General features: G+C 42.5%; 17 protein-coding genes. 9 read left to right on the top strand and 8 right to left on the bottom strand.

Annotated features, from left to right (window positions below; all coding sequences use genetic code 11):
• Positions 1-260 precede the first annotated feature (260 nt).
• From V7K40_RS03860 to V7K40_RS03870, 3 genes are all read left to right on the top strand, one after another.
• Positions 261-2,291: an FAD-dependent oxidoreductase gene (locus tag V7K40_RS03860; protein WP_334956876.1), complete on the top strand. Its 2,031-nt coding sequence runs from the start codon at positions 261-263 to the stop codon at positions 2,289-2,291.
• Positions 2,292-2,471: 180 nt separating this feature from the next.
• The gene (gene clpS, locus V7K40_RS03865) at positions 2,472-2,798 is read left to right on the top strand and encodes an ATP-dependent Clp protease adapter ClpS (RefSeq protein WP_298907537.1); all 327 of its coding nucleotides are present in this window, start codon (positions 2,472-2,474) and stop codon (positions 2,796-2,798) included.
• Between the two features lie 6 nt (positions 2,799-2,804).
• A complete protein-coding gene (locus V7K40_RS03870; RefSeq protein ID WP_334956878.1) occupies positions 2,805-3,128 on the top strand; it encodes a DUF2103 domain-containing protein in 324 nt (107 codons plus the stop codon).
• Between the two features lie 54 nt (positions 3,129-3,182).
• Here the strand turns inward: V7K40_RS03870 and V7K40_RS03875 are convergent, their stop codons facing one another.
• The 3 genes from V7K40_RS03875 to V7K40_RS03885 form a co-directional block, all read right to left on the bottom strand.
• Positions 3,183-3,503 (bottom strand): hypothetical protein, encoded by a 321-nt coding sequence (locus tag V7K40_RS03875; RefSeq protein ID WP_334956880.1) that lies wholly within the window; start codon positions 3,501-3,503, stop codon positions 3,183-3,185.
• Positions 3,504-4,011: 508 nt separating this feature from the next.
• A complete protein-coding gene (locus tag V7K40_RS03880) occupies positions 4,012-6,759 on the bottom strand; it encodes an HAD-IC family P-type ATPase (RefSeq protein WP_334956882.1) in 2,748 nt (915 codons plus the stop codon).
• A 43-nt stretch (positions 6,760-6,802) separates the two neighbouring features.
• Positions 6,803-7,342, bottom strand: coding sequence for a hypothetical protein (locus tag V7K40_RS03885; RefSeq protein WP_334956884.1), 540 nt, complete (start codon positions 7,340-7,342; stop codon positions 6,803-6,805).
• 838 nt (positions 7,343-8,180) lie between these two features.
• On the opposite strand from V7K40_RS03885, the gene V7K40_RS03890 reads away from it, so the two are divergent.
• Positions 8,181-9,965, top strand: coding sequence for a reverse transcriptase domain-containing protein (locus V7K40_RS03890; protein ID WP_334956886.1), 1,785 nt, complete (start codon positions 8,181-8,183; stop codon positions 9,963-9,965).
• A gap of 105 nt (positions 9,966-10,070) precedes the next feature.
• Here the strand turns inward: V7K40_RS03890 and V7K40_RS03895 are convergent, their stop codons facing one another.
• Positions 10,071-10,457, bottom strand: coding sequence for a hypothetical protein (locus V7K40_RS03895; RefSeq protein WP_334956888.1), 387 nt, complete (start codon positions 10,455-10,457; stop codon positions 10,071-10,073).
• A gap of 211 nt (positions 10,458-10,668) precedes the next feature.
• Between V7K40_RS03895 and rppA the strand changes: the two genes are divergently transcribed.
• Both rppA and V7K40_RS03905 read left to right on the top strand, forming a co-directional pair.
• Entirely contained in the window at positions 10,669-11,349 is a 681-nt protein-coding gene (rppA, locus tag V7K40_RS03900; protein WP_334956890.1) for a two-component system response regulator RppA, read from the top strand.
• A 39-nt stretch (positions 11,350-11,388) separates the two neighbouring features.
• Positions 11,389-12,669: a HAMP domain-containing sensor histidine kinase gene (locus tag V7K40_RS03905; RefSeq protein ID WP_334956892.1), complete on the top strand. Its 1,281-nt coding sequence runs from the start codon at positions 11,389-11,391 to the stop codon at positions 12,667-12,669.
• A gap of 261 nt (positions 12,670-12,930) precedes the next feature.
• On the opposite strand, the gene V7K40_RS03910 is transcribed toward V7K40_RS03905, so the two are convergent.
• The 3 genes from V7K40_RS03910 to V7K40_RS03920 form a co-directional block, all read right to left on the bottom strand.
• Positions 12,931-13,416, bottom strand: a complete 486-nt coding sequence (locus tag V7K40_RS03910; protein ID WP_334956894.1) for a molybdenum cofactor biosynthesis protein MoaE — start codon at positions 13,414-13,416, stop codon at positions 12,931-12,933.
• A 262-nt stretch (positions 13,417-13,678) separates the two neighbouring features.
• Complete coding sequence (locus V7K40_RS03915) at positions 13,679-14,107, bottom strand: KTSC domain-containing protein (RefSeq protein ID WP_334956896.1); 429 nt, start codon at positions 14,105-14,107, stop codon at positions 13,679-13,681.
• Positions 14,108-14,891: 784 nt separating this feature from the next.
• A complete protein-coding gene (locus V7K40_RS03920; RefSeq protein ID WP_334956898.1) occupies positions 14,892-15,728 on the bottom strand; it encodes a methyltransferase domain-containing protein in 837 nt (278 codons plus the stop codon).
• Positions 15,729-16,181: 453 nt separating this feature from the next.
• On the opposite strand from V7K40_RS03920, the gene V7K40_RS03925 reads away from it, so the two are divergent.
• The 3 genes from V7K40_RS03925 to V7K40_RS03935 all read left to right on the top strand — a co-directional run bounded on the left by V7K40_RS03925 (position 16,182) and on the right by V7K40_RS03935 (position 19,162).
• Positions 16,182-16,808, top strand: a complete 627-nt coding sequence (locus tag V7K40_RS03925) for a DUF1003 domain-containing protein (protein ID WP_334956900.1) — start codon at positions 16,182-16,184, stop codon at positions 16,806-16,808.
• 110 nt (positions 16,809-16,918) lie between these two features.
• Positions 16,919-18,397, top strand: coding sequence for an alpha-amylase (locus V7K40_RS03930; RefSeq protein ID WP_334956902.1), 1,479 nt, complete (start codon positions 16,919-16,921; stop codon positions 18,395-18,397).
• Between the two features lie 345 nt (positions 18,398-18,742).
• Positions 18,743-19,162: a (2Fe-2S) ferredoxin domain-containing protein gene (locus V7K40_RS03935; RefSeq protein ID WP_334956904.1), complete on the top strand. Its 420-nt coding sequence runs from the start codon at positions 18,743-18,745 to the stop codon at positions 19,160-19,162.
• Positions 19,163-19,262: 100 nt separating this feature from the next.
• Here the strand turns inward: V7K40_RS03935 and V7K40_RS03940 are convergent, their stop codons facing one another.
• Complete coding sequence (locus tag V7K40_RS03940; RefSeq protein ID WP_334956906.1) at positions 19,263-19,799, bottom strand: nucleotidyltransferase family protein; 537 nt, start codon at positions 19,797-19,799, stop codon at positions 19,263-19,265.
• Between the last annotated feature and the right edge of the window lie 46 nt (positions 19,800-19,845).

Below are 19,845 nucleotides of genomic sequence, written 5' to 3' on the forward strand. Positions count from 1 at the left end.
AACAACTAATAAAAGATCATTTATGCATCCTTGATGTAAAAGTCTGAATCAATATTTCTTATAGATGAGGAAAAAAGTACTCGGCAATCAGCACTTTTAACTCAGCTTTAATAACTTCAGGGTAAATTTAGCCGACATACTCAGTATTTTAAGTGTAAAAATTGTATTTAAATATATTTACTTTTATAAACTTGTGATGATCATTTCCTGGATGCTACCTTCTACAAGGTGACACAGGATTTGGAGCGGTTTTTTTAAACATGAAGCGTAGACACAAAGTAGCTTATAGCTTGACATCGCTGATCAGTCTCAATTTAATATCTAGCTTAGTTGCATTTGATGGAGCGATGGCTGCGCCACCGAGAACCCCAGATAAAAGTGTCAATTGCGAGATTTTAGTTGTGGGTGGTGGACTATCTGGCGTCGCCACAGCTTACGAGGGGTTGCTAGCAGGACGAACAGTTTGCCTCACGGAAATTACTGACTGGCTGGGAGGACAAATTTCTGCTCAAGGGACATCTGCGTTAGACGAACGCCCAACCCAGCGAGCTCTCAAATTCTATTCTCGCGGCTACCTAGATTTGCGAAACCGGATTGGACGTAAATACGGTAAACTTAACCCCGGTAACTGCTGGGTAAGTGAATCCTGCTTTCTTCCCCGCGATGCTCACACCATTTTGACCCAGATGCTCAGAGATGCCGAGAAGCGGGGTAAAGGGAAGTTGCAATGGTTTCCCAACACGGTAATTAAGGATTTGGAAATCGCTGCTGATGGCAAAATAATTAATAGTGCGATCGCTATCCAACATCAACCACCAAAAGGCGCACCACCTCTCAATACTTTTACTTTATCTCAAAGTATTGAAGATTCTTATAGTTACGAAAACTCATCTCGGTTTACTAAAACTATTCTTCGTTTTATCCCCAAGGCAGCGCAAGGGGATGCTCCTAAATGGTACGTCGTAGACACCAGCGAAACTGGAGAAATTATTGCCCTTGCTGATGTCCCCTATCGATTAGGCATTGATGCCCGTTCCTACCTGGAACCTTCTGCTTCCAGCACCAACAACGACCCATATTGCCCTCAAGGCTTTACCTACACCTTTGCAATGGAGGCAACCAAGGAACCGCAACCGCAGACGATGCCCCCATTTTATTCACAATATGCCCCATATTTCAGCTATGAATTAACGCGACTGGCTAACTTTGATTTAGTTTTCACCTATCGGCGTATTTGGAGTCCAAACAAAGGTAAACCAGAAAAATTTGGCGGTATAAATTTTACTGCTCCTACACCAGGGGATATCGCCATGCAAAACTGGACTTGGGGTAACGACTACCGCCCAGGAACTGCTGCTGATAACCTGATTTACAGTCGCCAACAGTTAGAAGCTACTGGGCAGTTAAAACCAGGGGGCTGGATGGGAGGACTGCGAACAGAAACCCTCCGCAAAGCTGAGGAAAATGCCCTATCTTTCTATTACTGGTTGGTAGCCGGAACTACAGATTCTCAACTCGGGGAGGGTGTGAAGCAGCAGCAACCCAATAACCGCTTTGTTTCGGGTTTAAATTCCCCGATGGGGACAGTGCATGGCTTATCGAAATATCCCTATATGCGAGAAGGACGCCGCATTATTGGCCGGCCCAGTTGGGGACAACCCGAAGGCTTTGGTATTTGGGAAATTGATATTTCTCGCCGAGATTACAATGATGAGTATTACTCCAAGACTCTGCCAGCAGATATGTATCGTAGACTACGAGCAGCACTTGCAGGTTTGGAAGCAGTATCAGTAATTGATGGTAAAGTCTTACCAGACAAAGCAATGCGGCGGACTCGTTCTACCGTCTTTCCCGATGCTGTGGGTATTGGTCACTACGCTATAGATTTCCATCCTTGCATGGTGAATAGTCCCCCGGAAGCCCCTGGTAATACAGAACATCCAGGTGAAAGACGTGGTGCAGGCCAAGCTTATCCCTTCCAAATTGCTCTAAGGGCAATGATTCCTCAGAAAATTGACAATTTGCTGGTAGGAGGCAAAAGTATTGCTACTAGTCATATTGCCGCTGCTGCCTATCGAGTCCATTCCTTTGAATGGTCGGCTGGCGCAGCTGCGGGAACTGTTGCTAGTTTTGCCATCAAAAATGCGATCGCACCTTACCAACTAGTCGATGACTTACCCAAACAAGAGCCACAACTGGAAGCACTCAAACGGCTTTTGCAACAAAATGGTAACCCCACAGCCTTCCCCGATACATCTATTTTTAACGAAAACTGGGATAATTGGCGGTAGAGCATTGGACATTGGGTATCGGGCATTGGGGACTGAATTCTTTCCAATACCCAATTCCTTACTCTAAACTCTAAACTCTAAACTCTCAACTCCAAACTCCAAACTCCCCAGTCCCCAGACAATGGACTAAACTAGTTATTTGTAGTCTAGTTTTGTAAAATTATCTTGACCAATTGTTCTATGGTTACGACACTTTCAGCAGATGTTTACGGGATGGCCACAGCTCCAACTATAGCTCCTGAACGGTCTAATCAAGTTACCCGTAAGACTTATCCGAATTACAAAGTGATTGTATTAAATGATGATTTTAATACATTCCAACATGTGAGTGAATGTTTGATGAAATATATTCCGGGGATGAGTGGCGATCGCGCGTGGGATCTGACTAATCAGGTACACTATGAAGGTCAAGCGATCGTCTGGGTTGGTCCCCAAGAACCTGCGGAACTTTATCACCAGCAGCTGCGCCGAGCAGGTTTGACAATGGCACCTCTAGAAGCAGCTTAAATCATCATGGGCAAACCCACCGTAAATCTCCTCCAGACGGCTTCGCAAAAAGCTGGCAGACTAGTTTGGAATCACTCGACACACCTTTCTGGTCTCATCCCAATTTTAGAACGTCTTTGTCAGATGGATGGCATCCAAACTGTGACGCCGGGAGTGATTGGGCGGTCAAAAGGTCATTGCCCAAAAATGCAACTGCGTGTTTCAGTACCAATTCGCGGCGGCTATAAAGTAATCGCACGGCAGGGGAAGACGGTACAAGAGGTGTTTATTTTGACTTCTTTGGCGCAGTCAGAATTGGAAACGGCATTAGCGATCGCGATGAAATCTTAATCATGTCATTTGTCATTTGTGCAAAGCTAATGACCAATGCCCAATCCCCAATAACTATTCCTCAACCCGGTGGACTGCAAATTTGTGTAGTGGCAGACTAACAATGCAAGAAAAAGTTAAGAAATATGACAAAGCCGTAGTTATTCTCAAAGTCATGAGTATAGATTCCCAGTCGGGTATAACTATCTTCTCTATGCCAAAAGCTATACAGTAAACTAGCCAATAAGTAAAGCTCATTCTAAACAGAATCCGCTCTGTTTCTTCTATATCATTTTTTTGCTGCTTGCCGTCCCACAGTAATATCAGTCCAATAATGCAAGCTACAAAGGAAACAGCAACTACAAATTCGTGACAAAATATATTTAACGAATGCATTTGTGTTTATCCCCACATTTTTCAGTTGAAATTCAGTCTAAAGGAATATTCCTTGCAGAAATACAAATTATTTACAAACCTCAATAGAGTCATGCATCTGTAAATAAATGCAACAAAAATCGTTTTTGTGCAAATCTTATTTTTAATGAAAATTAAATATTTTTGTTAAGCAGGTGATCGCAGATTGAAGCAGAAAATATCAATTCTGGGGTTCAACAAGCGATCGTGCTGCTAACAATTCCAGAGCTTCTAATCCGGTTTTAGTAGCCATTGACGCTGAGAATTGCATCTTATTTTAACTAAAGTAGGTCGGCAGGCTTCTGGTTATAAAACAGCACAAAAAGCCCTGAGTCGATTTATTGAAGAAATAAAACAAATTGTTGACAGTTTATCATTGACAACAAACAAAACTGCGACATTGAGATTTACTATCTTTCAGAATGCTTGGTTTTATCGCTGTCCAATGTGAAGAAATATTTCGCTAACAGTGTCTTCTCTAGCACTACTCCTAATTAAGCGGATCGAAGCGTTGCAAGATGAGAGCTATCAGCACCACTGGGAAACCTACACCTATACAAATGAGTGCTTGGGTAAACGTCAAAGGTGTTGTGTCAAACACTTGATTCATCATGCCCCACTGACTGAACAGACATTGTAAAATCACCACACCGACAATTCCGATCGCCGGAGCATAAGCGACTGATATGCTTTTTCCTTGAATTCTGGCAAACACAGAGGGGAGAAACTGGGTGATACTTAGGAGGTAAAAAACTTCTGCTGCTACCAGTCCATTAATTGCCATCGTTCGAGCCAATGCTTCATTGTTTGTAATTTGCAGTACCGATTGAAACATCCCAAAAATCACCACCCAATTAAAGACGGAAATTGCCACAATCCGCTGAACTAAACTACCTGATAAGAGCTTTTCGTTGGGGTTACGTGGTGGTTGTTGCATCACCTGTCCAGATTTTGGCTCAAAAGCAAGGGGAGCAATCAACGCTACTGAACTGACCATGTTGAGCCAGAGGATTTGGATCGGTAATATCGGAAGAACGGTTGCTAGGAGGATGCCAATCAAAATTGTCATCGATTCTCCAACGTTGATCGGTAGCATGAAAGCGATCGCCTTCCGCAAGTTTCGGTAAACTGCACGCCCTTCTTCCACAGCAGCTTCAATTGAGGCAAAATTGTCATCAGTCAGGAGCATATCAGCCGATTCTTTGGCAACGTCTGATCCTGCTATGCCCATCGCTACACCAATATCTGCCTGCTTGAGAGCTGGAGCATCGTTTACTCCATCTCCAGTCATCGCGACAATTTCACCCTTTGACTGCAAGGCTTTCACCAAACGCAACTTTTGTTCTGGAGCAACTCGCGCAAATACCATGCTTAACTCTGCTGCTTGCGCTAGTTCCGGCTCATCCATCTGAGCTAATTGCCCTCCAGTGAATACCTGTTCTTGTACCGAGCAAATTCCGATCTGACGGGCGATCGCAAATGCTGTTAGTGCATGGTCACCAGTGATCATCTTCACCTTAATTCCTGCCTCTTGGCAAGCACGGATGGCGGCGATCGCTTCTTGGCGCGGTGGATCAATCATCCCTTGGAGTCCCAGCAATACCAGCGAATCCTCAATATCAGTGTGATCCAAAGATTGGCGATTTGCTGCCACTTCTTTTCTAGCAAAGGCGAGTACCCGTAACCCCTGCTCTGCCATGCGTTCAACTTCTTGTTCTACTGCGGCAGGATTGACAGGAGTAAGCTGTCCTTGGGTATCGAGCATTTGCTTTGCCCGCTTAAGAACCGCCTCCACAGAACCTTTGATATAAATAACATTCACCCCTGCATCCAATTCATGCAAAGTTGCCATGTACTGATATTGCGACTCAAAGGGAATGGTGTCTATCCTGGGCATCTCCTGCTCAAGGGTAGCTTGCATAAACCCCGCTTTTTGGGCGACTGCAATCAATGCTCCCTCGGTTGGGGTTCCTACCACGCTCCACTGTCCGTCTCGCCATTCAATGTGAGAATCATTGCAGAGTAGTCCGGCTTCTAGGCATTCTCGAAGAGCAACATGTCTATCTCCATTGGGATCAACAGATTTTTGATCCATCAAAATTTCCCCGTCTGGGGCGTAACCAATCCCATTCACACTATATTTTTGCTTACCCGCATAAATCGCCTGAACCGTCATCTGATTCTCCGTCAACGTCCCAGTTTTGTCAGAACAGATAACAGTTGTACTTCCCAAAGCTTCAACAGCAGGTAGCTTGCGAATAATGGCGTGACGCCGTGCCATTCGGGAAACGCCGATCGCCAAAGTGACTGTGACGATCGCAGGTAATCCTTCTGGAATCGCGCTGACGACTAGAGCCACACTGGCTTTGAAAACATTAATTAAAGATCCACCCTGTCCTAATCCAACTGCAAATGTCAATGCAGCCAACCCTAAGATGACGTAAAGTAAAGTTTTGCTAAACTTGTCGATTTTTCGCGTCAGCGGTGTTTTCAGACCTGTGCTGCCTTCAATTAATTGCGAAATTCTACCCGTTTCCGTGGCATCTGCGATCGCCACTACAATTCCTTCTCCTTGTCCAAAGGTGACGAAACTTCCTGTATACGCCATATTGCTTCGTTCGGCTAACGGTGTCTCGACATCCAATAATTGGGTTGCTTTCTCTACCGGAACGGATTCGCCTGTTAAGGCAGACTCGTCAACTTGCAACCCACGTACACTTAACAACCGCAGATCCGCAGGCACTTTATCCCCAGATGCCAGTAGTACCAAGTCACCCAGAACAAGCTCAGTCGAAGCCAGACGAGTTTTTTTACCATTGCGAATCACAGTTGCTTCGGTAGTGACAGCTTTGGATAGAGCAGCGATCGCCCCTTCTGCTTTCGATTCTTGAATGTAGCCAATAATGACATTAATTAGTATGACAGCAAAAATTACGCCTGCATCTATCCAATCTCGCAGCAGCAGCGTCACCACTCCTGCCGTTAACAAAATATACAGCAGTGGTTGATTAAATTGCTCTATAAATCGTAGCCAAGGACTTTTTTCATCTTTACCAGTCAGTTGATTTGCACCCATCTGTTGATGCCGCGTGACAGCTTCTTCATCGGTCAAACCTGCTTCTGGATGGCTGGCTAACGTCTTTACAATCTGTTGTTCAGCCAGAGTATGCCATTCATAGTTGAGTAAATCTTTTGTTGTCTGGGGAAAAGAATTTTTCGCGATCGTATTTGTTGCCATCTCCGTCTCCAAATTAAAATAACCGTTTTCTTGAAAGCGTTATTTATGAAAATCTTTTGACAAGTTCATAAACATGCCACTCTTGCACACCCCAGTAACGGAGAATCGATTCTACTTGCCGGATTTCATCCACTGTTCCCTCTACCTTCACCAAAAATTCTTCTGGGGAGGTGGATGGGTGATAAAGTCTAACTTGCCTTTCGGGAGCAAACCAACCCTGAAATGCACCATACACACTGCCAAAGATTGCACTTCCTCCACCCGCCAACAGCATCGCCAGCGCAGATTCAACCGCTAACGCCGGCCCAAAACCGGGAATAATTAATACGCCAAGTCCGGCTGTGAGTGCCAAGAATCCTCCGGCTGTTCCTCCTGTAATTGCGCCTGCTTTGGCACCTTCGATCGGAGTTATGGGATGTTTATCTGCATTAGCATCCTCGTGCAATTGGTGTTCAGAGTCTGTAGCGAACACAGAAATTTTCTGCATTGGAAAGTCAATTGCTCTGAGTTCATCAACTACCTGTGTTGCAGCCTCACGGGTAGAAATGATGCCGATACCATGTTTAACTAGACTGAAATTCATTTGGTCACAACATCTCCTCTAAAAATAAGTAAGTTTTAAACTAAGCGTTAGCAATCTCGAAGTTGTAAAGAACTATAGTTTGCAGTGTGAGCAGGAATCGTGGAGCTAGAACGACTGCCATAAACAAGAGCAATAAAATTTGTCGGATTTGCTACACAGTTCCCTCACACCCTTGTATTCCAGGATTACTGATGAATGTGAACGAAAAGTGATTAAACCAATTTGCAATGACACTCAAGGTCTGGCTAACGCTGCGCTAACCCCATGACACTCGTAAGGATTGCGCTAATGCAATTACGTTTTGTAAGTAGGTAAATATAATTAATTAGATAGCTTTATGATTGAGCCGTTAGCAAGCGATCGCGTTCGGTTCATTCAGCAAGAATCTTTCCACAGCTTACTGCTGCCTCTGCTGGCTCCTCGATTAAATATCTATAGGACTCCTGTCTGATTTCTGAACAAGATTTAATATAAAACCCTGGTAAAACGCGCTTTTGAGTCTCAGTATGTTTTCAAAAATCAAATCGGAGTCCTATATGTTCGCCAAGGGTTTGAAGCCATGAACCAAACATTGAAAACCAAGGCGGAACGCATCGCTCAATTACGACTAATCAATTTTCAAAGTAATTGTATTGTGATTTTTAATATTTGTGCTAAATTTAACAAGGTTGGATATTCGCAAAAATTATTGATTTCCGCTGTTGATCCTGCGGCGGCATATTCTTAAAGGTCATCGTATGTGCCTTGAATTTACTTTTGTTGCTTTCAGGGTTATCGCCTGGGCAGTAAGTTGGAATATCTTGCGAGTGTCCAACCTTCCTATGTAATTTTTAACAGCATGGGTACTATTAATTTAAGTCTAACAGAAGAAGAATTAAAAGAACGCTTTTCTCAAATAAAAACACGTAAAGATATTGCTAGTTTGTTGGAAATTAGTGATTATCAGTTAAGATATCATTTATATATTTATCCTCGTGACAAGGCGTACACAACATTTCAAATACCAAAAAAAACGGGGGAATATAGAACTATTTCTGTTCCGTATACATGCTTAAAAATTATTCAGAGAAAGCTAAATCAAGTTTTGAAATGTGTATATCAACCGAAACCTTCAACGCAGGGCTTTGTTACTGGTAAGAGTATCGTGACAAATGCTAAACAACATCTTCGACAGCGTTATGTTCTAAATTTAGATATTAAAGATTTTTTCTCTTCTATCAATTTTGGTAGAGTTCGCGGCCTTTTCATGGCATCTCCATATAATTGCACAGAGGAAATCGCAACAGTATTAGCTCAAATATGTTGTCATGAAAATAAGCTACCGCAGGGTGCTCCGACATCGCCAATTGTCTCAAATATGATTTCAGCTAGGTTGGATTCCCAGCTACAACGTCTTGCGAAAAAGCATCACTGTATATATACGAGGTATGCTGATGACATCACATTTTCCACTTCTAGACCAAAATTTCCTGGACATTTAGCTTGGTTTTCAGAAGAAGCAGAAAAGTTAATTCTAAGTGATGACCTCAAAAAAACAATTGAGGATAATGGCTTTATTGTTAATGAATCCAAATCGAGATTATATAGTAAATATAGACATCAAGAAGTTACTGGCATAACAGTTAACAAAAAACTTAATGTAAAACGTAAATACATTCGTCAAATTCGTGCAATGCTTCATGCTTGGGAAAAATATGGGCTTGATAATGCTCAAGCTGAATTTTGGAAGCAATTTGATAATAAATCTTCCTATCAAAAAAAACAAAAATCATTTCAATATATTCTTAAAAGTAAGATTGAGTTTGTTGGCACAATTAGAGGTAAAGACGACCAAATATACTTAAACTTTTTAAGATGGTTGAAACGACTTGCCCCAGAATTAGTGAGTGATGAAAAACTGAATGTTTATAATTTATTGGAAAATCAAAATAAATCTTCTATCAAAGCTACTATATGGACTGAAGGTAAAACTGATATAAAACATCTCAATTCTGCTCTAAAATGGTTAGAATATCAAGGTAAAAAATTTGACTTTCAAATTGATTTTAAAGATGATTTAGATCCCCAAAAACAAGGTAGCAGCGAATTGCTGGCAATGTGTAAATATTTATGTAAGACAAAACCCCAGCAACCTATGATTGCAATTTTTGACAGAGACGAACCTACTATAACCAGACAGATAGATGATGAAAGTTTAGGATTTAAAGATTGGAAAAATGGAATTTATTCGTTTGCATTACCAATTCCTCAACATCGTCGTGATTACAAAGAAATATGTATTGAACACTACTATCAAGATAATGAAATCCAGAGACAAGATATTAATGGACGAAGATTGTTTCTAAGCAATGAATTCCATTCTGAAAGTGGTAGACATCTTCATGATGATTTAATCTGTACAGATAGAAATAAATTTAAATCTAGTGGATTAAAAATTATAGATCAGGATGTATTTGATAAAAACAATGAAAAAGTTGCATTAAGTAAAAATGATTTTGCTGATAATATATTCAATAAGAAAGAAAAATTTAATAATTTTGAATTTGAAAATTTTGAAGAAGTATTTAGAATTATAGAAAAAATTATTAAATATCATGTAGAAGAATTACGAGAAGAAAATTAGAAGCAGTATTTTTTACAAAAAGCCTGCTTGTTAGGAGTTTTACGGTTGTTGACAGGCGGGCTTTGTTACATTTTTATTTCCTCCTAGCCTGAAATACCGTCAATATTAATCCACAATCTCATAACGCACTAACTTCCTTACATCCTGACGAGGTAGCCCTAGTTCTTCGGCAATTGTCGCTTCTATCTGGCTAAATTCTATCGTTGGAAGTTCTAATTCCAATCGCTTCAGAATGGGGTCTGCTGTTTTTACTTCAATCTGGGTAATTTTCTGAGTTCGGTTGACAGCAGCGTTAATTAGCAATACGTTGACTGATAGCCGTGCTTCCAGTTGGGTATCTGACTGAAGTTTTTTCTCTGTAGAATAGGATTGGCTTAACTGTTGAGCAGCCAGGAAACTACAACTCAGCCAAAACACAACTGCTACCAGTGGCAGAGGTAACCAAAACTCTAATCCCAGTCCTCGCAGCCAACTTTTGCTAATCCGCCACACACTAAACCTGCCTCTGATTTTGCCAAGTTATACTTACAGCTATTTTCAGGTAAATATACCATGCGGTAGGGGCATAGCATTGCTGTGCCCTTACGACAGATGTGGTTCAAATACTTGAATTCTGCTGTAATCACACATTCATTCTCACTGATGAAAGAAATTTAGATTGCTTCAATGCATTATTATTAATAAGCTCAATTGCACAAAGGTGATGAGAATCTTACTGGTCGAGGATGATCCAAAACAATTAATGCCGCTGCAAACGGTTCTCTCCCAGGCTGGACACAACGTTGATGGTGTCAAAGATGGTGAAACTGCTCAATGGCTTTTGGCTGAAAAAGAATATGACCTGTTGATTTTGGATTGGATGTTACCTCGAATTAGTGGGGTAAGTCTGTGTCAACAATATCGGGCTGCCGGAAAAACCGCTCCCGTCTTAATGATTACGGCCAAAGATACCACACCTGATAAAATAACAGGATTAGATGCAGGAGCAGATGATTACTTAGTCAAACCAATTGATATTATGGAGTTCATGGCACGGGTGCGGGCATTGGGGAGGCGATCGCCCCTCTGGCAAGGAGATACCCTCCGCTTGGCAGACCTCGAACTTCATCTCGATACGCTGATTTTAGAGCGACTTGAAGCAACTGTCTCCCTTTCTAGCCAGGAATTTCAGTTGCTAGAATACTTCATGCGTCATCCCCGCCAAATCTTGACTCGTAACCAGATTGAGCAAGCTGTATGGGAGTGGGGTACAGAGCCAGAGAGCAATGCAATCACCGTTCTAGTTCGTAAGCTTCGCCAACGTTTGCAAATATTAGCAGCAGCCGATTGGATTGAAACTGTTTATGGTATGGGCTATCGCCTCAACCCTCCAGAACCATCTTGAGATTTAACAATTCTGGCTTGGAGAATTCTTCTTTGAGTTGTGTTTAACCGCAGTCGTCGTAACTTAGCTCGTTGGTTTACCCTTTCAATGGGGTGCATTCTCATTCTCTTTGCTGGGGTAATTTATTACCTTGAGGTTAAAGACAAGCTCAAAGCATTAGATCAACTGCTTTATAAAAGAGCAGAGTTAATGGCAGCCAGTTCGCAGTATCGACTACACCAAGGACACAAACAAGTCGATCTGAGCAATATACCACTATTGGGTAGTGGTTCTCATCCCGCTGATATTGAACTAGTCTATGTTCGCTGGTATGACCCAAATGGCAAACTCAAGCGGTTTTTTGGTAGTCCACCTCCAGAACAGTTACAAACGGCATCTGGGTTTCTCACGATTAAGTCCGTTGATCCATTTACAGACAAACTGCTTTGGCTGCGTCAAGTCACGCTGCCTGTTCAAGGAGGAAATTCGGTCATCGGTTATCTGCAAGTTGCTATCCCGCTAACAGAAACTCAAAACGATCTTAGACAATTTCAGTTAATGTTGACGCTGGCTGTACCTGTAGCGCTGGGGTTAATTGGACTTACAGGTTGGGTACTCGGTGGCATAGCCATGCAGCCTGTTCAGCAAGCCTATAACCAACTGCAACGCTTTACATCAGATGCTTCTCATGAGTTGCGATCGCCCCTGTCTGCAATTTTAACCAATGCCCAAGTGGGGCTACTAATGGTGAGAGACCGTCCCCAGATCCATCCCTCACTGGAGAATATCATCGATAGCGCCAAGTTGATGAGTACCTTAGTTAATAACCTACTGCTGTTGGCTCGGCATCAAGGACAATTAACTCCAGAATCTCTCAAAAAGGTAAATCTGAATAGCTTGCTGGAGAATTTAGCTGTTCATTACACTACTGTTGCTGCAAAAGAGTCGCTCAACTTGATCAGCCATTTACCAGAACAACAAATTGAGTTGTGGGCTGACCCCGATTTGCTGCGCCAAGCAGTCGAAAACTTGCTCAACAACGCCTGCAAATATACTCCGTCTGGGGGAACAGTCTGGTTACGTTTAGAACCTCACTCAGATCGAGTCGTGATTCAGGTGATCGATACCGGAATTGGTATTCCAGAGGCAGATTTACCTTACATTTTTGATCGCTTCTACCGAGTTGATACAGAACGGGCAAGAGAAAACGGCGGATTTGGGTTAGGATTGGCGATCGCTCAACAAATTGTCCAAGCTCATGGCGGTCACATTTATGTAATCAGTAATGAAGGTAAAGGCTCGACGTTCCAGATAAAATTACCGCTTAGGAGCCATTCTTAAATCACCTTTTCACCGACGACTATAGTACTATCTTTAAAAGAGAATCTGCGATCGCTGACAAGATTCTCACATTAAATGGTAGTGGCGATCGCAGCGTCTATATCTGCCAGAATGCTGCGGTTTTTTCTGCAAATGGATCTATGAATGGGGCATCCCTTATAAACCTGGGTTAAAGAAATGTCATCCAGCAACTAGCGCAGCACACATCATAGTTTGCTAATTGCTGGATGAATTGCTGCGTGTTCAATAATCTCGGAAATGTTAACAATTTTCTGCTGATGTTTCACAAGCGCCAATACTTACCCAGGTGCTAGAACCATCTTCCCAATGCTCTTTTTTCCAAATCGGGGCTTGGTGTTTGAGGGTATCAATAGCATACTGGCAAGCTTCAAACGCCTCCCTCCGATGAGGACAACCCACCGCGACTAAAACGCTAATTTCTCCAACTTGCAAACGTCCGGTGCGATGATGAATCACTACCCGATTCACATCAGACGTAGATAAGCGAATATCAGCAGCAATTTGATAAAATATCCGCAATGCCATCGGTTCGTAAGCTTGATACTCCAGAGCAACCACAGGTTTACCATCAGTTTGATTGCGAACCACGCCACTCATCATAACCACAGCACCGTTGGCTGGATCGTCAGACTTGGCATAGATTTCTTCAATAGACAATGGTGCAAAGCTAATGGCAAAACTATCTTCGGCTCTTGGTTTAACAGCAGAGGCAAGTGTAGTCGTCATAACTGCGTTGATATTATGTAGGCTTTTTCTATTGTCTCTGAACAAAACACTACTGGTGTATATTTAGTTGCTCTTGCTAAGATTTCGTAAATAGATTAGACCACAAATCGTCAGGTAGGTATTACCCACAAAAGCCTATGTGATGGACATTTGAGATATTGGTGGCAATGCCCAACGCTAGTTACTCTACTTGATGAATTCCAAGCCTTTTTACCCAAAGCCTAGACAACACAAGAATTATTGAAAACCCTATATGCAATTATTAGTCAATAGTATAATCTGCATTATCTAGACGATCGCAGTCATATCTACCTTTAATCTCTTGATTGAAAAAGCTACCAACTGAGTCAGAGGAATGTAAATCTTCCCAAGTATCCTCGTCTACGCCTAAGTACTGATAAACAGATCCACTTTGAAACTCAACTTGCAAAATGTGTTCGTTGCGATCGTAGCCTACAGCCATAGCCATTGAAGAGACAACTGGTAGCATGACAATTGGTTCTTCTTCAAAGGGTAGTGCAGTCGTTTCAGTGATAACCTCGTTCAGTTCTTGCAATCCTTCATAAGCTTGTATCGGTGCCGGAATTTCCAAAAACTCCAGTTCGTCGCCTCGATCAAGCAACAACTGCAAGTATCCATCAGAGTGAGCGATCGCTACTAAACTGCTCAAGTCTACCTTAGATAGCTTCATTTATTTTGTGTTGTCCTGTTTGCGTAGTCGGGAGTGTTAAAGTTTTATGTAACACTTAAGTGCTTATATAGTACAAATATACTATATAAGCACTTTGCTGTCAAGTTTTTTTACTAAGCGATAATTTTAGGTGTGTAGAGACACGAAAGCATTGCGGTACGTTAACGTAGCGGGGCGTTCGCGCAGCGTCTCGTAGAGAAGCCCAGTGCAATTTTGCATCTCTACTGGGTTTATCAGTAACAGGACTTACGCAAAATCATAAAAAAACGTAGACCCGTTGGCGCAGCTTTTCGTAGAGAAGCGGCTTGCCGCAGGCTACCGCAAAGGACGCATAGACTCGCAAAGCGTCTCCAAGAGTTGTGGCTTCCCGCAGGGTAGGACACAAAGGAATAAGGTTTCAGAGAGTTATTGCGTAAGTCCTAAGTAAGTGCATTTTTGATCTGAACTGTATTTACGTGTTCGCCTAACGAAAAAGCACCTATAAGAGGTTTTACTACGCAAAACTGTCCCTCTTTGACTCAGAGCTACGGTGTACACACATCTCGAAAATTCCCTATCTAAATTGACTTTACAACCCACAAATCAAAACCTCACCCTCGCTTTACCCAAGGGTAAATCTTTCCCTCTTTGTGAGTCCAAAGAGGGATGTCCGCCAGGACAGGGTGAGGTTTTTGTTTTATTTTGGGTAATTTCATCACTTGTGTGTACACGGTAGCCGACTCAGAGAGGGAAAGATTTCAATTAAAGTTCATAATCACGGAGAGGTTAATCGAATTCACGTGTATTAGTTTATTGGCTTGCGACCAAAGGTATAAAAAGTTGTGATATCGTTCCAAATGCCTTCTTGCGTCACTAATACTGCCAATTCTGCTTCAAATTCCGCCTCAAGTTTCTCCAACTGCCCAGATAAGAGTTGCTTCATGGGATGTGGAAATTGTCCAGGTGCTGGATGAGAACCTCCAGACCACATCTGCTTTGCCTGTTGTAGGCTAATATAACTACCGTCTTGCTCAGACTTAATTTCAATCGCCTCAAAGCCTGCTGTTTTTAGTAGGTCATGGCACTTTTCAATAGTACCTGTCGGTTTACTGAATGCGAGTGAAACGCCATACTTTTGGGCGACTTTTTGCATAGTTACCCCTCCCACAAAAGCGGTGTCTGCGAATGCATGAAAGCCAATTAACCCACCAGGTTTGAGCAATTGATGCCAAAGGCATAATGCCGCAGGAACGTCAGCCATCCAAATCAGGGCTGAGGAACATAGGATAACATCAAAACTGTTGGCTGGAAAGTTCAGTTTCTCAGCATCCGCGAGTACAAGCTCAATATTATTCAGCCCCAACGCCTGAATCTTACGTTTTGCCTGCTCAAGCATCCCAGTTGAAATGTCCACTCCAACAACTCGACCTGCAAAACCGATAAGCTGTGCTGCTTCAATCGCCACCATCCCTGTCCCCGTTGCAATGTCTAAAACATGCTGTCCTTGGCAAATCTGTGCATGTTCAACCAGACGATGAGCAATTCGAGGATGCCAATCGCCCTCATCATAAGTTTGACCTCTGCAACTGTATAAATCCGCAATTTGTTGCTTGTATTCATTTAGATCAAGTTGTTGATTCATAATTATCTCCCACACAGTGTTTTTTACTTTACATTTACATAATGCTAGAAAACTAATTTAGTATTCAAAGAGGTAAATAACATGTCACAACAGACCTTTATTCAAATTGACCTTGAGCGATGCCTACGGCGGGCTACGCCTACGCTAGACATTAACAATGCAAGCCGACGCATTGGCATTGCAGGGTATTGCTAAATTTAATTCGCTATGAATTAATGAAATGCTGCACTTAGTTGTGTAACCAAAACCTTGTAAAGACATAAAAATTTACGTATCTACATTAACAATTCATATCAGTATTGAGCAATGCAAAAGCGATCGCTCTATTTATTGTTGTGAATTGTGATCCACTACCCAAACAACACCATTTTGGTTGTAAAACAATTTACCCCTTGCCAATAGCATTAGAAGATAAGCAATAATCGAATAACATCCAGATTCAGGAGTTACGGCATGAGGCACAACGCAAACGACACAGCCAATAAACACTTATCTTCAGGTGCTAAGGAACACAAAGAGAAAGCTTCTCGAAATCAAGTGATCACGGTTCCATTACCAGACCCGATTGCAAAAAATATTGAAGCGATTAGTTTACTTCATAGCCAGGAAGTTCGAGAAATTCCCGCCCACCAGCGGATACTAGAAGCGATCGCTACATTCTTTGGGCGAGCGATATTTCTGTATAGTTTGCTAGTCATACTGGGTCTGTGGATTTTTGGCAGTTTTTTTGATGGCTTTTTGCCATTCAACCTGCCCTCGTTTAGCTGGTCAGGTCAAGGCTTAGACGCAGCTGCATTGGTGATTTCAACCGGTGTGCTGGTGCGACAAACTCGCCAAGAAAACTTTGCCGAACAGCGGGCGCAACTGATGCTACAGCTTAACCTGCTCTCTGAGCAAAAAATTGCCAAGATTATTGCTCTATTAGAAGAACTCCGTAAGGATTTGCCTGATGTGATCAATCGGCATGATTTGGAAGCTGAATTGATGCGGCAAGCTGCTGACCCGATCGCAGTATTAGAAGCACTCCAGAAAAACCTGGCTGAAGAACTGTCATCAACAGAAGAAAACAATATGAGTTGATCACGTTTTTAGTGGACTTTTTTTCTATTTAGAAACATCAAACAAAACTTAAAGTATAATTTTTGTGTGAAGAATAAAAATTCATCGTATATTTGACTAGAGGGATACAAATGGCTCAATTGAATGGTGTAATGATGCAGTACTTCCATTGGTATATCCCTCCAGATGGCAATCTTTGGAATGAGTTTAAAGAGAAAGTTAAAGAGTTAGCTGATGCAGGTGTTACATCTGTTTGGTTACCCCCAGCTTACAAAGGAACAGGGGGTGGCTACGATGTTGGCTACGGGGTCTACGATATGTATGATCTAGGGGAGTTTGATCAGAAAGGCTCGGTTCGGACAAAATACGGCACAAAAGACGAGTATATCGCTGCTATCAAGGCTGCAAAAGATGCTGGTATTCGAGTGTATGCTGATGTTGTTCTCAACCACAAGTTAGGTGCAGACCAAGAAGAAGAGGTGGAAGCAACGCCCTATAGTCCAGACGATCGCAACCACGCGATCGGTGAGATGCAAACGATAAAAGTGTGGACTCACTTTACCTTTCCAGGTCGCCAGGGCAAATACTCTGATATGGAATGGCACTGGTGGCACTTCGACGCAGTTGATTACAACGTTTACAACGAAGGTGAAAACGCAGTTTATCTGTTCAAAGATAAACATTTTGACGACAACGTTGACCTGGAAAAAGGGGCTTTCGACTATCTGATGGGATGCGATCTGGATATGGAAAGTCCAGAAGTTCGCGAGGAGTTGAATCGCTGGGGTGAGTGGTTTGTAGAAACCACCAATATAGATGGTTTTCGTTTTGATGCCGTTAAACACGTTAGAGCTGGCTTTTTCCCAGAATGGCTGATTCACTGTCGCCAAAAGGCAGGTCGCGATCTCTTTGCCGTTGGTGAATATTGGTCTTATGAAGTTGAAGCGCTCCACCATTTCCTTAACATCACCGATGGCAATGTGATGTTATTTGATGCGCCATTGCACTATAACTTTAGCGCTGCCAGCACACAAGGCAGTGACTACGATATGCGGCAGATATTTGATAACACTTTGGTGCAACAGCAACCTACTTTAGCCGTCACCTTAGTAGAGAATCATGATTCTCAACCCTTGCAGTCGTTGGAGTCTGTAGTAGAAAGCTGGTTTAAACCGTTGGCTTATGCATTGATCCTACTGCGAAGTGAGGGTTATCCCTGTATCTTCTATGCGGATTACTATGGTGCTAATTATAAGGATAAGGGCCCAGATGGCAATGAATATGAGATTTGGCTCGATAGTCATCAATGGATAATTGATAAATTTTTGTACGCTCGTCAAACCTATGCCTATGGCGACCAGTACGATTACTTCGACCACGCTAATACAATCGGCTGGACACGTTTAGGAGATGAAGAACATCCTGGCGGTATGGCGGTTGTTCTGAGTAATGGGGGAGAGGGGACTAAGTGGATGGAAGTTGGGCAACCCAACAGCACTTACATTGACATCACTGAACATATTAGTGAACCCGTGACAACGAATGATGAGGGCTGGGCTGATTTTCGATGCAGTGCTGGTTCCGTTTCTGTGTGGGTTCCACAGTCATAGTCGGGGTTTTAGCTAAATCCGACATTCATCCCACGCCTCACCAAAGGGGAGCGTGGGATGAATGGTGCTTGCCTTTGACACCGCCGGAGAATAGCTAATTGCATACTTGCAGCAAATTGCTCAGAAGCGCTGATTCTTGCTGAAACTAGATGATCTACTAGAACAGACTAAAGGGGAAATTTAGACTATCCTGTTCAACGTGAGTTCGACGAACTCCTCTCTGCCGGGAACTTTATTTCAAGTCTCTCCCTTTGGAACTCACAGAGGAACGGATTTACATAGTAAAACCTCTTAAAGGTTTTTTGATTCAGTTTACGTTATTCAGATAAATAGGTAGGGTCATCCATGAACAAACTGATCCAGCGTATTAAAGCATTACTCCAACGTATTCTCAAGAGGTTTTCATCCAATTCTGAGCAACCATCGCCTCTAATAAATTCTCGCCCGTTAGACACATCTATCAAAAGTGTTTCTCCCCGATGGGAGTCTGGTTTGGTGCTTGTGTGTTCACAATGTGCAAACGAGCAGTCAGGCTCAACGGCTTCCGAAGAATTAGAGAATTGGTTAAAATCTCGTTTAAAGTTTGAGGGATTATGGGGTGAATTTCGGGTTGTTAACACCAGTTGTTTAGGCGTTTGTCCCCGAATGGGTATTACTGTCGTTATTGTTAATAATGGAAGTGTCGGTAATAGTCCATGCTTAATTGTAAATCCCCAGAGTGATCGCGAACTTCTTTACTCACGCATCAAACAGAATAAAGAATGATTTTACAGCTTTGCTAACGCTTAGAGGTTGTTTGAAAATTCATGTCTGAGCGATTACTACTTTAAGCAAGGTATATTTGGCTATAACCCAACTGTAACTTTTACGCCAACCGCAGATAAGGACACTTTTGTAAAAACCCAGATGCCTTGTTGTGGGCATTTTGGTTATGAGTATGTGCTGGCGTCGGTCGAATAATGCCACTAAACAGGTCATCCAACCCGTAGGGAGTGAAAAATTGCCATTGACCTTGTGCATCTAGTCGAACTCCCACAGCAGTAGCAGTGTGCAGCCAATTCGTGATGCCATCCTCTGTACTAGTGTAGGGTCTGCTACCAAGACGCCAACGAGCAAAACTAGCTTGATTTTTGACATCAAACTCGTCATCAGGAAATTGTTCTGTAAGAGTCGCCTTTGCTTCTAGTTCTTGGGAACGGTTCCCCTCTATATCAAAGAATGCAATATCAAAATCTTTAATACCTAACCCACAGCCATTGCCAAAAATTGAAGCCCAAACCGTGTTTCTGACTGCACCCCCGGCTAACCACCAGTTAGGTAGATTTAGTTGGGCGATCGCTCTTAACACTGTATCAATAGGTGTATCAGTTAAAATCATCTGTAGACGAGTGTTACTATTCATATCAAATTCCTGGGATTGTCAACTAGAAGGTGAAAATATTCTCATT

Source organism: Nostoc sp., from assembly GCF_036917195.1.
Classification (GTDB): Bacteria; Cyanobacteriota; Cyanobacteriia; order Cyanobacteriales; family Nostocaceae; genus Nostoc.

Excerpts from the sequence above, each read along its gene's own strand:
- rppA (WP_334956890.1), top strand. The coding sequence starts at position 10,669 with ATGAGAATCTTACTGGTCGAGGATGATCCAAAACAATTAATGCCGCTG.
- V7K40_RS03930 (WP_334956902.1), top strand. The coding sequence starts at position 16,919 with ATGGCTCAATTGAATGGTGTAATGATGCAGTACTTCCATTGGTATATC.
- clpS (WP_298907537.1), top strand. The coding sequence starts at position 2,472 with ATGGTTACGACACTTTCAGCAGATGTTTACGGGATGGCCACAGCTCCA.
- V7K40_RS03925 (WP_334956900.1), top strand. The coding sequence starts at position 16,182 with ATGAGGCACAACGCAAACGACACAGCCAATAAACACTTATCTTCAGGT.
- V7K40_RS03920 (WP_334956898.1), bottom strand. The coding sequence starts at position 15,728 with ATGAATCAACAACTTGATCTAAATGAATACAAGCAACAAATTGCGGAT.
- V7K40_RS03870 (WP_334956878.1), top strand. The coding sequence starts at position 2,805 with ATGGGCAAACCCACCGTAAATCTCCTCCAGACGGCTTCGCAAAAAGCT.
- V7K40_RS03885 (WP_334956884.1), bottom strand. The coding sequence starts at position 7,342 with ATGAATTTCAGTCTAGTTAAACATGGTATCGGCATCATTTCTACCCGT.
- V7K40_RS03940 (WP_334956906.1), bottom strand. The coding sequence starts at position 19,799 with ATGAATAGTAACACTCGTCTACAGATGATTTTAACTGATACACCTATT.
- V7K40_RS03915 (WP_334956896.1), bottom strand. The coding sequence starts at position 14,107 with ATGAAGCTATCTAAGGTAGACTTGAGCAGTTTAGTAGCGATCGCTCAC.
- V7K40_RS03890 (WP_334956886.1), top strand. The coding sequence starts at position 8,181 with ATGGGTACTATTAATTTAAGTCTAACAGAAGAAGAATTAAAAGAACGC.
- V7K40_RS03910 (WP_334956894.1), bottom strand. The coding sequence starts at position 13,416 with ATGACGACTACACTTGCCTCTGCTGTTAAACCAAGAGCCGAAGATAGT.
- V7K40_RS03860 (WP_334956876.1), top strand. The coding sequence starts at position 261 with ATGAAGCGTAGACACAAAGTAGCTTATAGCTTGACATCGCTGATCAGT.
- V7K40_RS03875 (WP_334956880.1), bottom strand. The coding sequence starts at position 3,503 with ATGCATTCGTTAAATATATTTTGTCACGAATTTGTAGTTGCTGTTTCC.
- V7K40_RS03935 (WP_334956904.1), top strand. The coding sequence starts at position 18,743 with ATGAACAAACTGATCCAGCGTATTAAAGCATTACTCCAACGTATTCTC.
- V7K40_RS03880 (WP_334956882.1), bottom strand. The coding sequence starts at position 6,759 with ATGGCAACAAATACGATCGCGAAAAATTCTTTTCCCCAGACAACAAAA.